The sequence below is a fragment of the Anaerostipes hadrus ATCC 29173 = JCM 17467 genome (assembly GCF_030296915.1).
GTDB lineage: Bacteria > Bacillota > Clostridia > Lachnospirales > Lachnospiraceae > Anaerostipes > Anaerostipes hadrus.
Map to the genome: position 1 here is coordinate 1369538 of NZ_AP028031.1, position 16948 is coordinate 1386485.

Annotated in this window: 22 protein-coding genes; 3 read left to right on the top strand and 19 right to left on the bottom strand. The window is 36.6% G+C overall.

What is annotated here, in order from left to right; translation table 11 throughout:
• Positions 1-31 precede the first annotated feature (31 nt).
• From QUE18_RS06715 to QUE18_RS06735, 5 genes are all read right to left on the bottom strand, one after another.
• On the bottom strand, positions 32-1558 hold the full coding sequence (locus QUE18_RS06715; protein WP_040343790.1) for a Y-family DNA polymerase: 1527 nt from the start codon (positions 1556-1558) through the stop codon (positions 32-34).
• 14 nt (positions 1559-1572) lie between these two features.
• Positions 1573-1806: a hypothetical protein gene (locus QUE18_RS06720; RefSeq protein WP_009202898.1), complete on the bottom strand. Its 234-nt coding sequence runs from the start codon at positions 1804-1806 to the stop codon at positions 1573-1575.
• Between the two features lie 39 nt (positions 1807-1845).
• Entirely contained in the window at positions 1846-2529 is a 684-nt protein-coding gene (locus tag QUE18_RS06725; protein ID WP_237968276.1) for a TIGR00266 family protein, read from the bottom strand.
• A gap of 13 nt (positions 2530-2542) precedes the next feature.
• On the bottom strand, positions 2543-3400 hold the full coding sequence (locus QUE18_RS06730) for a DMT family transporter (protein ID WP_081018792.1): 858 nt from the start codon (positions 3398-3400) through the stop codon (positions 2543-2545).
• A gap of 135 nt (positions 3401-3535) precedes the next feature.
• A complete protein-coding gene (locus QUE18_RS06735; RefSeq protein WP_286259873.1) occupies positions 3536-4909 on the bottom strand; it encodes an RNA-guided endonuclease InsQ/TnpB family protein in 1374 nt (457 codons plus the stop codon).
• A gap of 90 nt (positions 4910-4999) precedes the next feature.
• On the opposite strand from QUE18_RS06735, the gene tnpA reads away from it, so the two are divergent.
• On the top strand, positions 5000-5422 hold the full coding sequence (gene tnpA, locus QUE18_RS06740) for an IS200/IS605 family transposase (RefSeq protein ID WP_070097264.1): 423 nt from the start codon (positions 5000-5002) through the stop codon (positions 5420-5422).
• A 294-nt stretch (positions 5423-5716) separates the two neighbouring features.
• Here the strand turns inward: tnpA and QUE18_RS06745 are convergent, their stop codons facing one another.
• The 10 genes from QUE18_RS06745 to QUE18_RS13805 all read right to left on the bottom strand — a co-directional run bounded on the left by QUE18_RS06745 (position 5717) and on the right by QUE18_RS13805 (position 11548).
• On the bottom strand, positions 5717-6175 hold the full coding sequence (locus QUE18_RS06745) for a spore coat protein (RefSeq protein WP_008390960.1): 459 nt from the start codon (positions 6173-6175) through the stop codon (positions 5717-5719).
• Between the two features lie 92 nt (positions 6176-6267).
• Positions 6268-6996: a DUF6070 family protein gene (locus QUE18_RS06750; RefSeq protein ID WP_009203399.1), complete on the bottom strand. Its 729-nt coding sequence runs from the start codon at positions 6994-6996 to the stop codon at positions 6268-6270.
• The gene (locus QUE18_RS06755; protein WP_009203398.1) at positions 6981-8159 is read right to left on the bottom strand and encodes an HNH endonuclease domain-containing protein; all 1179 of its coding nucleotides are present in this window, start codon (positions 8157-8159) and stop codon (positions 6981-6983) included. The genes QUE18_RS06750 and QUE18_RS06755 overlap by 16 nt, the downstream gene beginning before the upstream one ends.
• Entirely contained in the window at positions 8120-8719 is a 600-nt protein-coding gene (locus QUE18_RS06760; protein WP_009203397.1) for a class I SAM-dependent methyltransferase, read from the bottom strand. The genes QUE18_RS06755 and QUE18_RS06760 overlap by 40 nt, the downstream gene beginning before the upstream one ends.
• 12 nt (positions 8720-8731) lie before the next feature.
• Complete coding sequence (locus QUE18_RS06765) at positions 8732-9466, bottom strand: alpha/beta hydrolase (protein WP_009203396.1); 735 nt, start codon at positions 9464-9466, stop codon at positions 8732-8734.
• 10 nt (positions 9467-9476) lie between these two features.
• Positions 9477-9839 carry a hypothetical protein gene (locus QUE18_RS06770; RefSeq protein ID WP_009203395.1) on the bottom strand — a complete coding sequence of 121 codons (363 nt, stop codon included), beginning with the start codon at positions 9837-9839 and terminating at the stop codon, positions 9477-9479.
• On the bottom strand, positions 9836-10246 hold the full coding sequence (locus QUE18_RS06775) for a peptide deformylase (protein ID WP_008390971.1): 411 nt from the start codon (positions 10244-10246) through the stop codon (positions 9836-9838). Before QUE18_RS06775 ends, QUE18_RS06770 begins: the two co-directional genes overlap by 4 nt.
• Before the next feature lie 96 nt (positions 10247-10342).
• Complete coding sequence (locus QUE18_RS06780) at positions 10343-10945, bottom strand: SAM-dependent methyltransferase (protein ID WP_009203394.1); 603 nt, start codon at positions 10943-10945, stop codon at positions 10343-10345.
• A gap of 92 nt (positions 10946-11037) precedes the next feature.
• A complete protein-coding gene (locus tag QUE18_RS06785) occupies positions 11038-11307 on the bottom strand; it encodes an FmdB family zinc ribbon protein (protein ID WP_009203393.1) in 270 nt (89 codons plus the stop codon).
• Positions 11308-11368: 61 nt separating this feature from the next.
• Positions 11369-11548, bottom strand: a complete 180-nt coding sequence (locus QUE18_RS13805; RefSeq protein ID WP_081018799.1) for an EamA family transporter — start codon at positions 11546-11548, stop codon at positions 11369-11371.
• A gap of 126 nt (positions 11549-11674) precedes the next feature.
• Between QUE18_RS13805 and QUE18_RS06795 the strand changes: the two genes are divergently transcribed.
• Positions 11675-12517: a YitT family protein gene (locus QUE18_RS06795; protein WP_040344162.1), complete on the top strand. Its 843-nt coding sequence runs from the start codon at positions 11675-11677 to the stop codon at positions 12515-12517.
• Between the two features lie 140 nt (positions 12518-12657).
• Entirely contained in the window at positions 12658-12849 is a 192-nt protein-coding gene (locus tag QUE18_RS06800) for a hypothetical protein (RefSeq protein WP_009203391.1), read from the top strand.
• A gap of 81 nt (positions 12850-12930) precedes the next feature.
• Here the strand turns inward: QUE18_RS06800 and QUE18_RS06805 are convergent, their stop codons facing one another.
• The 4 genes from QUE18_RS06805 to QUE18_RS06820 form a co-directional block, all read right to left on the bottom strand.
• Complete coding sequence (locus QUE18_RS06805; protein ID WP_009203390.1) at positions 12931-13185, bottom strand: hypothetical protein; 255 nt, start codon at positions 13183-13185, stop codon at positions 12931-12933.
• A 36-nt stretch (positions 13186-13221) separates the two neighbouring features.
• Entirely contained in the window at positions 13222-13563 is a 342-nt protein-coding gene (locus tag QUE18_RS06810; protein ID WP_009203389.1) for an arsenate reductase family protein, read from the bottom strand.
• A 161-nt stretch (positions 13564-13724) separates the two neighbouring features.
• The gene (mcrC, locus tag QUE18_RS06815) at positions 13725-14795 is read right to left on the bottom strand and encodes a 5-methylcytosine-specific restriction endonuclease system specificity protein McrC (protein WP_009203388.1); all 1071 of its coding nucleotides are present in this window, start codon (positions 14793-14795) and stop codon (positions 13725-13727) included.
• A complete protein-coding gene (locus tag QUE18_RS06820; protein ID WP_009203387.1) occupies positions 14792-16798 on the bottom strand; it encodes an AAA family ATPase in 2007 nt (668 codons plus the stop codon). Before QUE18_RS06820 ends, mcrC begins: the two co-directional genes overlap by 4 nt.
• Positions 16799-16948: the final 150 nt, after the last annotated feature.

Consider the following 16948-nt stretch of genomic DNA (forward strand, 5'->3'; position numbering starts at 1 on the left):
TCTTCCTCCATTGACACTGAATACTTACTTTCTATGCTTTATGTCCGCCGATCTGCTCATTACGGTCTTTTGCTGTTGCTCCCTCCTGAAGGTTCATTCCTTTCAAGATAGCGTTCTTCCCAAACTTCTTTTTGATTGTGAGCATTGTCTGTTGCATCCGTTTCTCACGCTCTAAAACGGCCTCTTCTTCGGCTTGTTCCTGTTCCTTTACCGTATAATCTGTAAAAAGATCAAGCTGTTCATACGCTTCGTCTTCCTTTGAAAAACTTTCATCCACGAGCTTGTTCGCTGTGATATTGATTCTTCTGATCAGCAGATTTTTATCCACGATCTGATCATATAATTCCATCACTGCATCTGTGATCAGCATGGTAGATGATGTCTTCCTTTTCAGGTTTGTTGTTCCATGAGCGTGTTTTGGAACTTTCCTTCCATATCGGTCAATCGTAACAGAACCCCTGTACTTCCTATATCTATCTGGATCCGTTAGATTTTCTATATCATAACCTACGGTCAATACGATCTGGTCAGTAACAAGTCTCTTATCTACCAGATCAAGTGTCATAAGATCAGTCATTTCTTTTACAACTAACTTTGCCTTATCAAAGTCATATGGGCAGTGAAGTACTTGCCCGGAGCATACACTGTTGGTTTCCGGTTTGTATGCTTTGACTTGCTCCATAGTACAAGGCTCATATCCCCAGGCATGATCGATCAGCAGTTCCGCATTGATCCCAAACATCTTATAAAGCAGTTCTTCATTATGGAATTCATTTGGCTTTCCGATGGAACATCTTGCAACATCTCCCATTGAAAAAAGACCGTGTTTTTCCAACTTCTTCGCATAGCCTTTGCCTACTCTCCAGAAATCCGTAAGCGGTCTGTGATTCCATAGCTTCCTACGGTAAGACATTTCGTCTAATTCGGCGATCCTTACGCCATCCTTATCCGGTTTAATATGCTTTGCTACGATATCCATCGCAATCTTGCACAGATACATATTCGTTCCGATTCCAGCGGTTGCTGTAATTCCCGTTGTTTTTAAAACGTCTCGTATCATAGTCATGGCAAGTTCCCTTGCAGTCATCTGATAAGTATTCAGATAATCTGTTGCATCTATAAATACTTCATCAATTGAGTACGGAAAAATATCTTCTGGCGCAATATACTTCAGATAAATATTATAAATCTTGGAACTATATTCCAAATAGTATTCCATACGTGGTGGTGCAACAATATAATCAACCTTCAATGCCGGATTTGTATTTAATTCTGTGCTGTCATCCGACGAACCTGTAAATGTTCTGTTTAAAGCTTTCCACCTGCGGGTATTATTGACTTCTTTAATCTTTTGCACGACTTCAAACAAACGTGGTCTGCCTGGTATTCCATAGCTTTTCAGCGATGGAGATACCGCAAGGCAGATTGTCTTCTCCGTCCGGCTTTGATCTGCAACCACAAGATTTGTCGTTAAAGGATCGCGATTTCGCTCCTTACATTCCACAGAAGCATAGAATGATTTGAGGTCGATCGCAATATAAGCCTTTGTCTTTGTCATCGTTCTATGCTCCTCTATTTGCATAATGAATCAACCATCATAGCGAACCACATCATACAAAACATAAATAAAAAACACAATAGTACAGAACCACACCCAACATTTGATTTCCCATCATCGGATGATTCCTTCTTCCCTTGGCTATGCTTCGATGCATCATCTTCTTTCAATTTGTTATAAAGATAATATTCTCTGGCATTGTCTTTCCAATCTTTTTTCCCATTTCGATCATAATCAAAAAAGGCCATATTGATCACTCCCCATTCCTTAATCTATTCATGTTTTTTCTATTTACTAGAGCTTGGAAAATATGGGCTTAATACTCCAGCTACATTACTGATCGGCATTGTTTGCAGCCATACTTTCCCAGGGCCTGTAAGTATTGTGTTAAACACTCCTTCTCCACCAAACAACATATTCTTTACACCCGGAACACTTTTGATCTCCATCGTACAACTTGCTGTCATCGCGGCCAAATGTCCAGTATCTACAACAATCTGCTCTCCAGCCTCTAATTCATATTCCACAACATGACCATCAAATTCTGCAAACATGATACCATGGCCAGATGCTTTCTGCATAATAAAACCTTCTCCGCCAAATAATCCAGCTCCGATCTTTTTATTAAAGAATGCAGATAACTCAACTCCATTCTCACCGGCAAGATAAGCACTTTTTTGTAATATCATTTCCTGTCCAGGTGCAATTTCAAATGCCTTGATGGATCCCGGGAAGCATGAAGCAAAGGCGATCATCCCTTCTCCGCCTTGTGCTGTATAAACATTCTGGAACATCTTTTCTCCTGAAAACGCTCTTCCAAAGATCTTTCCTATTCCTCCATTCGAAGTTGTTTCCATTTTCATATTTGGAGACATCCAAGACATTCCTCCACCTTCTGTAACCATTTTTTCTCCAGATTCCAGATGACAGATAACTACTGGAAGTGTTTCACCTAAAATTTCATATCTCATAATGTTTTCCTCCTTACTCAACATTTGATTTGTTATTCTTCTTTGCATTTACAATATAAATTCCAACACATACAAGTGCGAGTGCAATCAGACTTCCGATATTAAATGCCTGTTTGACTTCTCCCAATACCAATGCCGACAAGATTACACTGCATAATGGATTCACAAATCCGAAGATTGCTACCTTTGACACGTCATTATATGCAAGTAATACAGACCAAAGTGTATAGGCAACTGCAGATACCAATGCAAGATACAACACGACCGTAATTCCACCAACTGTTACATGATCTAAATGTCCACCCATTGCGTTTCCGATTAAAAATAATACAATTCCACCAATAAAAAACTGAGTTCCACTTAATATAACTGGTGATACTTTTTTTGAATAGTAATTGATCAATATTGTGGATGTTGCATAGGCTAACTGTGAAATCAAAACGAATCCTTCTCCCATCATCGTAAAGCCGAAATCCAAAGAATTTCCAAGAAGATTGATCACGACAACTCCTGCAAATCCTAAGATGCATCCTGTTAATTTTCTTCCCGTTAATTTTTCATTTCGTACGATCAAACATGACATTAGGATTGCGATAAAATTTCCTAAACCTGTAATGATTCCACCTTTCACTCCAGATGTATGTGCCACGCCGATATAAAAGAAAAAATACTGTCCAACAGTCTGCGCAAGGCAGACAGGAACTGCATATTTTAGAATCTTTCCATCGGGCAGTGTCACTTTCTTTTCCTGTATAGAAGCAAAAATCAAGACGAAAAGTCCTGCTAACGCAAATCTTATTCCTGCAAATATGATCTGACAGGCTGTGTTTGTCGTATCTACTTGTAACAGTCGATATCCTGTCTTGATCATCGGAATAGCACTTCCCCGTGAATTACCCCTCCCATGCGGTACAGTAGTTCCTATGGAAGTGGCTTCTAACAGTCGTGACAGTTACCCATTTCTGACCAAAAGATTGGCTGTCCGTACCAATCAAGGCATATTCACTTATGCCGCTATCCCTTTGACGGGAATACCTTTCGGATTCAGTTTGTGGAATCCATACACATCAGGAGCAGAAAGAAACGTATAATCTCTGGTATCTTTCCAGATATCAGGGATCGCTTTCCGCATGATATTTGCTGCTGCATGACAATCCGCATTTAAGATCATTCCGTTAGAGCAACGGTATAAACCACGTTTGATCCTCTTTCCAGAAAACGAAGCATCCTTATCATCGACAGCATAGGTTGGGATCCTGTCATTTGCGATCAGATCCGCTTTGGAAGTATAACTTTCTTCCTGCTCTATGATTCTGATGCCGGCATTCAGAGTTTTATATGTGATCATTGTCCGCAGGAGAGTGATCGGCATGGAGACAAAATTCTGGTTGTTGATCTTATTCATATTGGATCTCTGCTTCCAGAGCAGATTCACACCAAGGATCAGTGTTCCACACTGGTGTTCCATACAGAAGTCAATGATACTACGACTGATCTTGTGGCACTGGTCCTTCACAAAATTGGCATAATGGAAAGAAAGGTCTCTTAACCGCTTGGAAACAGCGTGTTTCTTTTCATGACCTTTTGTGATGATGGAGACATACTTTGCTCTCTGTTTATGGAACCATTGGATCTTGGATAAGACAGCTCCGCCTTTGTATATTGCGGATGAGTGATCATCACATACGATCGCTGCGAAGTTATCTGTTCCAAGATCAATGGCACATACATGAGATCCGGAAGGATCAAATGCAACATCTGGTTCTTCTAGTGTCAGACAGAGTAAAAAACGACCATAATACGGTTTGATCTTGACTTCTTTTAATACAGGATCCGAAGAAAGATTTGAAAAGTACAAGCGTTGCTTTTGCAAAGGCAGTTTTAAGGACATCCCGATATCGTCCCGATACAAGACAGCATCCTGGTTTGTGATGATCACAGTCGTCAGGTCACTTTTCTTATAGCGAGGCATCTTAGGCTTACCCAGATACTTTTCTGGATGCTTTTTATATTCTCTTAAAGAAGCAAGCCAGTTTTTGAAATCTGTGACTGACTGTTTGACCATCTGCTGTGCTGTCTGTCTTGGAAGTCCGGAAAAGAAATCTGGATTCTCTGTGACACGCATCATCTTTTCAAGGTGTGTATAAGAGATCACTCTGCGGACGTGCATGTTTGGATAAGATCGTTGTAATAACGCAACTTCTTGAAAGACTTCGACTTCGTTCTCTGTCCGATGTTCTTTGTCATAACCGGTAAAGATATTCCGCACACGGAAAAGAGCTGCATTGTACAACAGCTTGGACTTTCTGCACAGATCGTCAAAATATGGATATAACAGATCATCCGAAGAAATGATTCTTTGTGTCACACGGTATGCCATATGGTTGTCTCCTTTCTGATATGTTGAAAATATCGTACTTTTATAGTATAATTATACCAAACATATGTTTAGCTGTAAAGGAGATACATCATGCGAAAGAAAGATAATACAGATTATTATATAAACCGGCATAGTTGCTTTTTATTGCAATACCATATCGTGTTTGTTACAAAATACAGACATCCAGTCTTAACAGGCAAAGTAAAAGATGTTGTTTATGAACGTATCCACTATGTAGCAGATCAAAGAGGGTTTCACATCCTAGAGATCAATGGCGAATCGGATCATGTCCATATCCTGATGGAAGCTGATACAACAACTTCACCGGCGGAACTTGCAAATGTTTTAAAAACACAAACAGCACGAAAAGCACGAAAGTTGTATGGCGAAACCATTTTAAAAAAATATTACTGGAAACCTTATTTTTGGTCGGATAGTTATTTTATTTCATCTGTTAGTGAAAACAGTCTGCACACAATAAAACAGTATATTCGGAATCAGGGGAAACGATAATGTGTCCGTCAGGACGCATTCACCCACGCCCATATTAAAATATGGACGTGGTACTCTGCTTAGATTTATAGAATACAGCATAAACTTGCCAGTGCTGCTACAACCCAAGTCTTTGTTAATGTATGATGTTCTGTTTTCATTATCTTTTTATTTATCCTCTCTTGTATAGTACTATATTTACATCATTTTATCATATTTTCATATCTTATCCAATCCATACATCATCGATATACAACAAAAGACTCAGAAGTCCACGGCTCCTGAGTCCTTTAAAATTATCATATAGCTATTGCATTACTGCATTCCGTTTGCTGTCTTATATTTATACAGCATTTCAGCATGATTCTGTTCTTCTACCTGAATGTCAGCCATCAACTTTCTAAGATCACTATCCCCAAACATAAATACATTTGTATTATATTCTCCGGAAACCAATTTCTCTGTTCCAATTGCATCAGTTGCAAGAAATGCATCATGCATCTTATCTTCGGACTGGCTCGCTGCTGTATAGATTGCTCTTGGTTCATAGTCTCTTCCATCACTGTCATTGCAATCACTTGACGGTACTGTTCCATCTAAGACCTGTGTGAGTGAATCGTAATGTGTCTGCTCTTTTTTGTGTAGCTGTTCAAAAAGATTTTTAAGTTCTGGATCGATTGCCTGCTGTGCGTATTTTTGATACTTTTCTATGCAGCTTTTCTCCTGTGTTCTTAGGTTTTCAATTGCTGTTCTTTCTGTCTCTTTTAATACCATGATATGAGTTCCTTTCTACTTTGCAAATTTTTATGATGGTATTATCTGCTGTTTGATGCATTTCTATGCAACGAATGGCGAAAATTTAACATTCAATTACATTGAAATTCCATCGTACCATCCGTCTGTAATTCTGCTTGATCGGATAAGTAAAATTCCAAAGTCATAATATTTTTTTCATTCAATTCCAGTTTTTTCACTTGATACTTTACCATTTCACTCACAGAAAATTTACCATCTTCTTTATAGATCGTTGTCAAAATTCCTTCTGTCTTTCCATTGTTGCTTTGTAATCGGATATTTGCAAATCCTCCGGAACTATTTTGCTGTAACAATGTTATCGTTGTTGGTTTTCCAGCTTTTGTTTTTTCATAAAATGTTTTCAATTTCTCACCATGACTTGTCTTTGATGGTTTGAATTTTACTGGTGCATTTTTTGTACTATGTTTTTCTTCCCCGATCTGGGCAACTGGATAACCTTTGGATGTTAATGTATCATATAATGTTTGTAAGTCTTTTTTTGTAACTTTATTCTCATTGATTTTTATGTTTTGACAAATGTCTGAAATTTGCTTAACTTCTTTTTGTGCCTGAGCTTTTTCTCGCTTTGTTATCACCAATGGTTCCCACTTTTTTGTCTTATGATCTGTTTGTTTTGTTGTTTCTTTTATATTTGATGATCTACATGCTGTAAGTGTTGTGACACTTGCGAGTAACAAAATAGCTAGCATTAATTTACTACATATATTCTTCTGATATTTTCTTTGCTTTTCTGACCACATATTCTTCTGCCCTTTTAAAATCCTTATGAATAATCCCATATTTCATATCCTTGTCGACGTGCGGAATCATATACAGGTATCATATTCTTTTCAAGTATATTATAAAACATTTCTTTTGAATTTCCTTTTCGATATAATTCCTGTCCTGCCCAGATAGAATGAAGATTATCCTTATAACAGCCTTTAAATCTGTTATAGATTCCCATATCATCATAAATCATTTGATACATCAGATATTGATTTTGTGCAAAATTCTGAAAAAACGGATTCCATTTTGGTAATCGATTACTCTTGGATGAATTTAGTGATGCATCCATCGGCATCAGATTCCAAAGTTCATCATTCATAACAAATGACCATGGAATAAAATGATCAATATCGTATTTTTTCTTCTTCACAGGTTGTCCAGTAAAGACGTCTCTGATTTCTTGAACTTCCATGATATCTTGCCAGAGATCTCTTACTTTTTTAAGCTTTCGCACTTTTTCTTCTGTTGGGGTTAATTTATATACCAGACCGGGAACTTCTGGATTATTGTTCTGCAGCCATTTTACTTTTTCGTATTGAATCCAACCCAAAATATTGACTGTATGATCTTGGATCATCTTGATCCAGTCTTGTTGGAAATATACTTCTTTTTTTAACTTGCTGCTTGTTCCTAATATGTATGGAAGAGTTAAGACTTCCTTATTGAATTTCTGAATATAGGCTGTCATTCGATTCGCACTATTCCAATTTACTTTTTCATCACTCCTCGTAAAAAAGCCTGCTAATGCTCGGTATGGAACCATATGAGTCAGCTGTTCTTTCGTCGTTTTTAATTCCTTGTTATACTGCCTGATCGCGTTTTTAATCTCTACTTTCGAAGCATTCGCCGATAACTCACTAAGCTCTGTTAGCAAAAGGACTGCTCTCTCCAATCCATCCTTGATCTGACCGTCCAGTGGCATTCCACTTAAGTGAATATGGAACTCTCTTACAGAATACCATGCATTTGTGATCATCTCATTTATGATCTCATCAAATGTCGATTCTGTTTTTCCCTCAGAGATTAACTGTATGATCGCTTCCAGCCAATAAAATTTATAGCAATAGGATGGACTTTTCATCATTTTAGAAAATCCATCGATATTTAGATTGTTATAATATTTTGGCTCAATTTCTAGGATGTTTTTCCCTTGCAAATCAGGATATTCAACCATCGTTCATCACCTCGTCCTTCTCTGACATCACCTGTTGTCCATATTTCTTTGATCTGTAATTGAGGGATCTGCAAGATAAATTCTTTCAATGAATCTTCTGTAAAATCCGTAAAATAACGCCCATTTCTCTCTCCCTCGAATTCGCCGTATTTAAATGATGCATAAATGATTCCATTTTCTTTTAATGCTTTGTTCATCTTATGAAATACACGAAAAAGATCATTTTTTGATAAATGAAGAATTGATGCGCATGCCCAGATTCCGTCATAAATATTCTGGTCATTTAATTCTTCAAACAACATTTGTTTTACTTTGATTCCTGTATATTTTGAAGCTTCCTTACAAATCTCTTCGGATCCGTCAATTGCCGTTACGTTATAGTTTCGCTTTAGAAAATATTTTGTATCACGGCCAGAACCACACCCAAAATCTAAGATGAATGCGCCCGATGGAAGATAAGATAAAAATTTATTTTGTATGTTTGTAAAATCTACGAATCTTGTTGTTTGTATGAATGATTTAGTGTATTTGTTATAATAATTTATGGTTTTGTTGTTCATTGGAATCCTCTCCTAAGTACATTCTAATAACCATTTGACAGCTTTCGCTAATCTCTTTTGGGCATCAGCAAAATGCCCGCCGCTGTTAAATTCTAATGTTGTATGCTTCACCTTAGGATCATTGCGCAAAATTCGTTCCTGTGTTCTAGTTCGATCTCCAACTCTTGCCATGACCGGATTCTTTGTTTTTTCTTCTTTTCCTCCAAGGCTTAAGTAGATATTGCTTTCATGCTTTATTTGATGATGCAACACATATTCATCCCATTGTTCGAACCATAAAGAACCGGAGCAGCTTGCAATTGCCGAGAAGATATCCGTTTCATATGCTGTCCATAGAGCAAACAATCCTGCAAGGGAATATCCGATCAGATAAATTTCTCTGTCTACCCCGTAATCTGCTTTTAATTTCGGAATCAAATCATTCATTAACCATTGTAAAGTCTTTGGACCATTTCCTTTGAAATCATCATCTCCGAAGGCAGCAGGTGACTTCCATGGAGAAAAATCACCATTCCAATCTATTACCTGAAATGCACAGAAAAGAAAATCCTGATCATTGACTGTCTCCATCAGACAATCCCACATATGTGCTATTTCATTTCCACGATGAGGATACATTCCCCATAAAATGATCGGACCGCCGGAACCATTTTGCTCTATATAACATGTTTTCTGTCTTATCTGTAATTTCTGCATAAATACATTCATCTCCATAAGTTTTTCTGCTTTTAATGGATTTATTTTCATGACTTTTGGCTTATTCCCTAGTTGTAGAATCCTCCAGTTCTTCTAACGCGTCCATATAATTATCCATCCATTCCATCTGCCATTGTCTGGGGTCTGTTTCTGATATCTGGCTTAACGGATCGATTTCGTCAAACATTCCAAGATTCTCTGCCATATCTAGCGGAAACAAAGTTTCATCTGGACCGATTATTACTTGATCTCCAATCCCTAGATTCCTATCATAAGCTGTTAATTCTTCCATTGAAATCTCTTCTGGTTCATCTATAGAATCTTCTTTTACATAAAAAGTTAACATTGGAATTTCTGCTTCTTCTGCTTCTATTTTTATGATCGTATAAATTGGTATTTCATTCATTGTTTGTAATTCAATCATATCACAATCCCCTTGCAATGATCAATTTCATGCTGTATGATCTGTGCTGTCCATCCAGAATATTTTCCATGCTGTTCTTTAAAATCCTGGTCCAGATAATCTACTTCTATCTCCTTATATCTCTTACAAGGTCTCACTCCATCCAAAGATAAACATCCTTCTTCTGTCTCAAATACGCCTGATTTCTTTGTGATCTTTGGATTGATCATTGCAAACTGAAATGGCCCAACTGCTACTACGATAATGTTCTTTTTAACGCCAATCATATTTGCTGCCATTCCAACACAATGATCCAAATTAGCTCTTAGTGTGTCTAACAGATCAACTACTACCTGCTGATCTGCTTTTGTTGCATCTGTTGATTTCTGTGCTAGAAACAATGGATCTTTCATTATATCTTTTATCATTTTATTTTAACTCCTTTATTTCCTTTAAAAATTCTTCTGTAGAAATATATAAATTTTCTAATATTGGTATCAAATATTTAGATGGCCTAAGTCTGTCTACTGCCCAATCTCAAAAATCATAATGCGTTCTCTTTCACTATTTCCACCAAACAAATCGGAACAATCAATTTCATCGGTAAACATCATCTCATCCACCGTCATCAGATATGTAAGATATTCGTCGGATGGATAATAGAAGAAACATAAAATCTGTCTTGGATGTTCATAGTATGCTTCCATGATCCTTGCCATCACTTTTCTCAAAATCTCTACGGAAAATGGATTAAAAAAATAGATGCGGTCTATCTGTTCTGGGAGTTGAAATTCTTCTGCATTCGCTAATGAAAATGATACCCTCTCTTTCGATACGGCTTCTTTCTTATTTTCCATTACTTTCTCATAAATGCGTTCGTCATATTCAACTCCGAGGCAACGGCATCTTGTCTGGTAGGATAAGAAAAAGTCTACCCTTCCTTTACCACAGCCATAATCTAAGAGCATATTGTTCTTCCTTATAAGTCCTGTATTTGCTAATCGTTGCAGTACAGAATATGGAGTTGGTTCGTATGGATAGCGGTATTGATCGGATTGAGAGTCGTCTCTGCCCATGGTTTTGATGTGCAATAGTTTGTCCCATTTGTTGTCTTGTGTATCGTTCATAAATTGATATTCCTGCCTTCCTGTTTCAATTATTGCAACAATCTAAAAGACTCAGAAGTCCATGGTCCCTGAGTCTTTTAGAAAATACATTTTTAAATCCAATTGCAGTCTCCACCCGTGATAGCAAGGCTTAGTAAAGCATCCATCTTTTCGACTTCTTCTTCACCCTCGATTTTCTGAAGTAACTGCGCAGTATCTAAAATATCTTCCATACTTTCATCTGGTCCAATCTCATAGTCAATCTCTGCCTCACAGTCTGGACATGGAATCTTCTCCATCGTCTGTAATGAGAGGAATCTATTCCCACATTTTTTGCATTCATAATATCCGCATTTTTTTGTTCCATCTGGTACATAATACATTGTTCCTATCTCCTTTTTTGCTTTATTATCACATATTATACATCTAATCTGGTCTGTTGTCTTAGTTTTTTTGTGAGATCACAAGCCCAATAAGGATTAATACAGTTCCAATGATAGAAATCACTGTTATTTTTTCATGTAAGATCAACACGGAAAGTATTACAGTTACAACATGGGATACGTAAATATAGATACTTGTCTTGATTGCGCCAATCCATTTTGTCGAAAGATTCCATAACAAAAATTATAATACGTTCTCTCTCACTATTTCCACCGAATTTCTTGAAAAATAGAATATTCATGCTAAAATAAATGATTGAATTATGGAATCATTATAAATGAAACAATCGTCAAAGAAGGTAGTATTATGAAATCAAAACTTAAAAATTTTTCCTTACTTACAATCAGCACACTCATTATGGCTGTCGGAATTTACTTCTTTAAATTTACAAACAATTTCACATTTGGTGGTATCACAGGTATTGCCGTTTTAGTTGCAAAATTCCTTCCTATTTCTGCCAGTGATTTTTCTTTTGTTGTGAATATTTTATTGCTGATCATTGGATGGATCGTCTTAGGTAAAAGCTTTGCTGAAAAAACAGCTTACAGCACGATTCTTTTATCTGTAAGTTTATCTCTTTTAGAGCGAATTTATCCTATGAGTCATCCACTTACCAATGAGCCATTATTAGAGTTGATCTTTGCAATCTTATTGCCAGCGCTTGGTTCAGCAATCTTATTTAATATTGGAGCTTCTAGTGGTGGTACAGACGTTATCGCTATGATTCTTAAAAAATATACAAGTGTAGATATCGGAAAGGGCTTAATGATCTCTGATCTTATCTTTACTCTCGTAGGATTCCTAGTGTTTAACGTCAAAACAGGACTTTATTCTTTGTTTGGTCTGATCATGCGTTCTGCGTTGATCGATAACTTTATTGAAAGTTTTAACCGTTCTAAATACTTTCATGTTGTAACTTCCAATGCAACATGTATTTGTGATTTTATCCAAAATGATCTACAGCGCGGAGCAACCATTGTGAATGCGACCGGAGCCTTTACAGGGGATGACAAATATATTATCCTGACGGTTCTTAGTCCTTCGCAGGCAGTGAAACTTCGAAACTTTATCAAAGAACATGATCCAAAAGCTTTTCTTTTAGTTTCTAATACAAGTGAGATTATCGGAAAAGGCTTCCATTCTGTCTAGGATGGACAGCCTTTTCTCTGCCTTCTTCTGGTACATAATACATTGTTCCTATCTCCTCGTATAATATCTTTTATTGGATTTATTTTACAAAATATTTTTCTTAAATTATCACATACTAAGAAACGAGGAGGTTTCAATGCATGAATAATAAGAAGAAACGAGAACTTACAAACGAAGAAATTGATGAAAATATCTTCGGAATGTGCAATATTTGTTCTACCACGGATTGTACTGGATTGATCCAGGTTGTTCCAAGAACAGAAGCCGAGCTTGAATCTTACGAAGAATTGTACCCCTTCCGACCACCGTTTTTACCTCGTGATGATGATTAAGTCATCATCCGTTTTCTCCTGTAACAAGATCTTATGGCCTGTTATGACTATAAGGTCTTGTTTCAATGTCCACTTTCTCTTCTAATTAGTCTGACAAAAAATATTATCTCTTATTGATTCTAACATAATTGTTTGTGGTGTAGCATCATAATTTTCATCCATCCAAGCTACAGACTCGTCGTCCAAATAATCCATGAAATCAATATATGTATTCTCATCATCCATTTCGAAAATTCCTTCTTTCTCAAAGCTCAAAACTCTATGAATCAGCTTATTATCAGGATACGTCTTTTTAAGAAATTCAATTTGCTCTTTTTTTAGTTTAAATTTTATCATACTTATCACTTCTTCCTTTTAAAATTTCTCAAATAATCAATTCCACTTTTTCCAAACATCTGGTTGATATCCTAGTGTTGATTGCTTTCCATTTCGAACAACTGGTGTCTTGATGACTTGTGGATTTTCTAATACTTTTTCAAGTTTATCTTCATTGGCAATATATTTGATCAGTGCAAGCAAGTTCTGATCTTTGCCTTCCCAATTGATCATATGATCTAAACCACCATTTGCCTGAGCTACTGAATTGAATTCGCCTTTGCTCATGCCTTTTTTCTTCATATCAACAAACTGATATTTGATTCCACGTTCTTTGAAAAAACGTTCTGCTTTCTTTGTTTCGTTGCATTTTTTTGTTCCAAATATTTGTATGTTCATGCTGGTTTAAAATCCTCCATTTAGATATGCTCTAGTTTCTTTATCTCATTCATCATTAAGCGCTACAGCCTGCATTTTGCAACTTTTTGACTTCATCTTTGTATTCAGATTTCACAAGGTTTCAATTCAGGAATGCTTAAGTTACAAAACAGCTTTCTCATCTAATCAGCTTTTATTACACCAGTAAAATGTGATTCAACAATTCTATCCATCTGTGCTGCAATCTCTACAAATGGCAAATTCAGATCAAGTGTCTTAACACTTATTTGACTGCCATGCATCTGATACACATTATCAGGCTGGATTTCTTCTTCCGTCTTGGCATAAAGAAGCATTCCTGAAACTGTATTATCTTCTTCTCCAAATTGATAGCTTCGATTTTTTACATAGGTAAAAATCTGATACAAATTGTTTGAATGAAGCGTATGTTTATCAAAATGGACCTGTGTAGTGTGATTGTAATATTTCGCATCAATGATAAGCACTGTATTGCCACGTTGCAAGTGAATATCAGTTTGCATAACCGGCAGCATCGTTCCAACACCATCGTCTAGTGCCCACGGAATCTGCGATGCACTAACAGACAATTCTGGATAATGTCTGCTGTAATATTCCAGAATAAATTTTTCATACAAACTGCACATACGCTGCTCGTCTACAAAGGATGCTAATCTATAGTTACCTGCATCTGTTGTGATCAGCATTCCTTCAATAGTCAACTGACAAATACTAACTAACATTCTATATGTTTGATTATTACGCTGAAAACGAATCGATGACCATTTAATTTCTGTAGGTTCTATAGAATCTACATTCGAAAAATACGACATTTTCTTCTTCAGATCATCTTTGTATTTTGCTTTTACTTTGCCGTTTCGCAAAAGAAGCATGACTGTTGTCTTCAAGATTTGATTCAACATGTTATTTTCTGAAAGCTCATCAAAATCACAGGTAAGTACTTGTTTATGCAGCAGTTTATTTTTAATTGTACCGGGCATATTTATTTTACCACGCATAACCGTCAGCTCTTCCTGATGGCTTATATATTCTCTGTAAAGTCCCTGCTTCAACTGCATCCCTATGCCCTTGGCAAGGATTGCAGCCAGCAGATTATACATCTCGTCAAAAGATTCTACTGCAACATCATCATATGTCTCTTGCTTCAGTGTCTGAAAAGCATAGGAAAGCATATGGTAAATATTATTGATCAGAATACTCTTGTCCTTTGTCATTGAAATACCTCATGCAAAATATTCTCCCAACGCTGTAGTTTATCTGTATCATCAAACCAATACTCTGCTAACATTGGCAATATATCAAAATCAACTACATCTTGCATCCACTCATCCGTACATTCTTTCGTATTACAAAAATAACTATGTCCAATACAGAATCCTTTCCCTAGAGATTTGTCGTTTGCAATTTCTCTGTTCAGTTCCTTAATACGGTCAATCAACATATTGAATGTGTCATTTGCAAATGCTTCCTGATATTTAATAAATCCTTCCGAATCAAATCCTGGTTCCATATCAAAGAAACTAAATCGGCGGCGAAGTGCATAATCAATCATTGCCAAACTTCTATCAGCAGTGTTCATCATACCAATGATATGTAGACGTTTTGGAACGGAAAAGCTGAGACCGTTATAGGCTAATGTTGTCTTTGTCTCTCGATAGTCAGCCTCAATCAACATCAGTAATTCACCAAAGATTTTACTCATATTGCCTCGGTTAATCTCATCAATGATAAAGAAATAATCTTTATCTGGATGGTTCGCTGCTTTCTGACAGAATCTATAAAAAATTCCATACTTCAGTTCAAATCCATCCTCGACAGGCTTATACCCCATCATAAAATCTTCATAGGAATAATTCTGATGGAACTGTACAAACTCAATGCGGTCATCATCTTTCTCTCCCATTATCGAATAAGCCAGACGCTTAGCTGCATAAGTCTTTCCAACACCTGGTGCTCCCTGCAGAATAATGTTCTTCTTCCTTGTCAGAACAGCTACGAGACGATCGTATTTTGCTTCTGTCATGTAAACCTGATCTAAGAATTTTTCTTTCGAATACTCATCTTTATTTTCCTCAGCTGTTGGCACTGGATTTTCTTCACGGATCAAATCAATAATAAATTCGTATTCATCCTTTGTTAATTTAAATAGACTTCCCTGAATGATACTGAAATATTCCATTTTTTCCAGTTCAGGACAGGCTTTCAATGTTGCAAAATCAATTGGTGATGAGAGTCCTTCTAACTTTTCAAAATATATTCTCTCTCCATCCTGCTCTGCATTTACACGAAATATAGCTACAATTTGTTTCACCGGAGTAGACTCATATCCAATCACCATATCTCCCGCCTTTGCATCAAGAAAGTTTTGGAAGATTCTACGCTTATTTCCATTGTCATTAAACAAAGTATAATTCTGAACTTCTCCCACTGGCATACTGGACATACTCCACATTTTTGGATTTGCATTCAAGAACCAATATTGCTGTCCATCATCTTCTTGAAACTGAGCATAAAGAGGAACATTTGTTGAATCTTCCTTGTTCCAATAACGAAAAATGAAAAAACCAACATCTATTGTAAGTGTCCGTAATTCAGGGTCAGCATAGCAAGTCGATGTGATCTGAGAATTTAGCAGATTTCTAAGCTCATCGTCCTGCTGTAATTCTGCACATATCTCATCATATAATGCCATGAAATTTCTAATATTATCTACATAAGCACCTTTCTTAAACCGATAGTCACTTTCAAGTTCCGATGAGACAGCTTTTACTTCACTGAATTTGTAGATATAATATTTGTCTGGATAGCGCAGCCACAAATATGCCATGATTGCATTTTCGTACTGATAGTGCTGCGCAGCTCCATTTGTATAGCGCTCCAATAATGTATTGGAATTGTTTTTAAAATTAGCAATTCTCTCACATAAATCTTTACTCTCGTCATATAGTTCCATATACATTGAACGGACCGCTTCTGGTGCAGCCTCCGCAAAACCGGTAATCATTCCTGCTGGAAAATTACTCCTAGACGTAAGTAAATTATCAGTCTGAGCTAGAGATTTCTTAAGCATTTGTGCAAAATCAGCTGAATTAATATCCCAATTTTCCTGAAAGCATTGTACAGCTTCCCATTTGTATTTTTCGTTAGGCCACTGTTGCTGAACAAAAACTTTTTTGTATTCTGCCAGTATCTGTTTTAATCGAAATTTGTTGAACATTGTTATTCACCACCTTTGTAATGATTGTTTGAAACTTTTATAGGTCTTTTTCATGATTTGGCAAGATCTCAGAAGCCCTAAGTTATACACCCTGCATATCTCTGTTAAAGGAGATATATCTTTTAATTTTCTGATCTTATGTTAAAATGT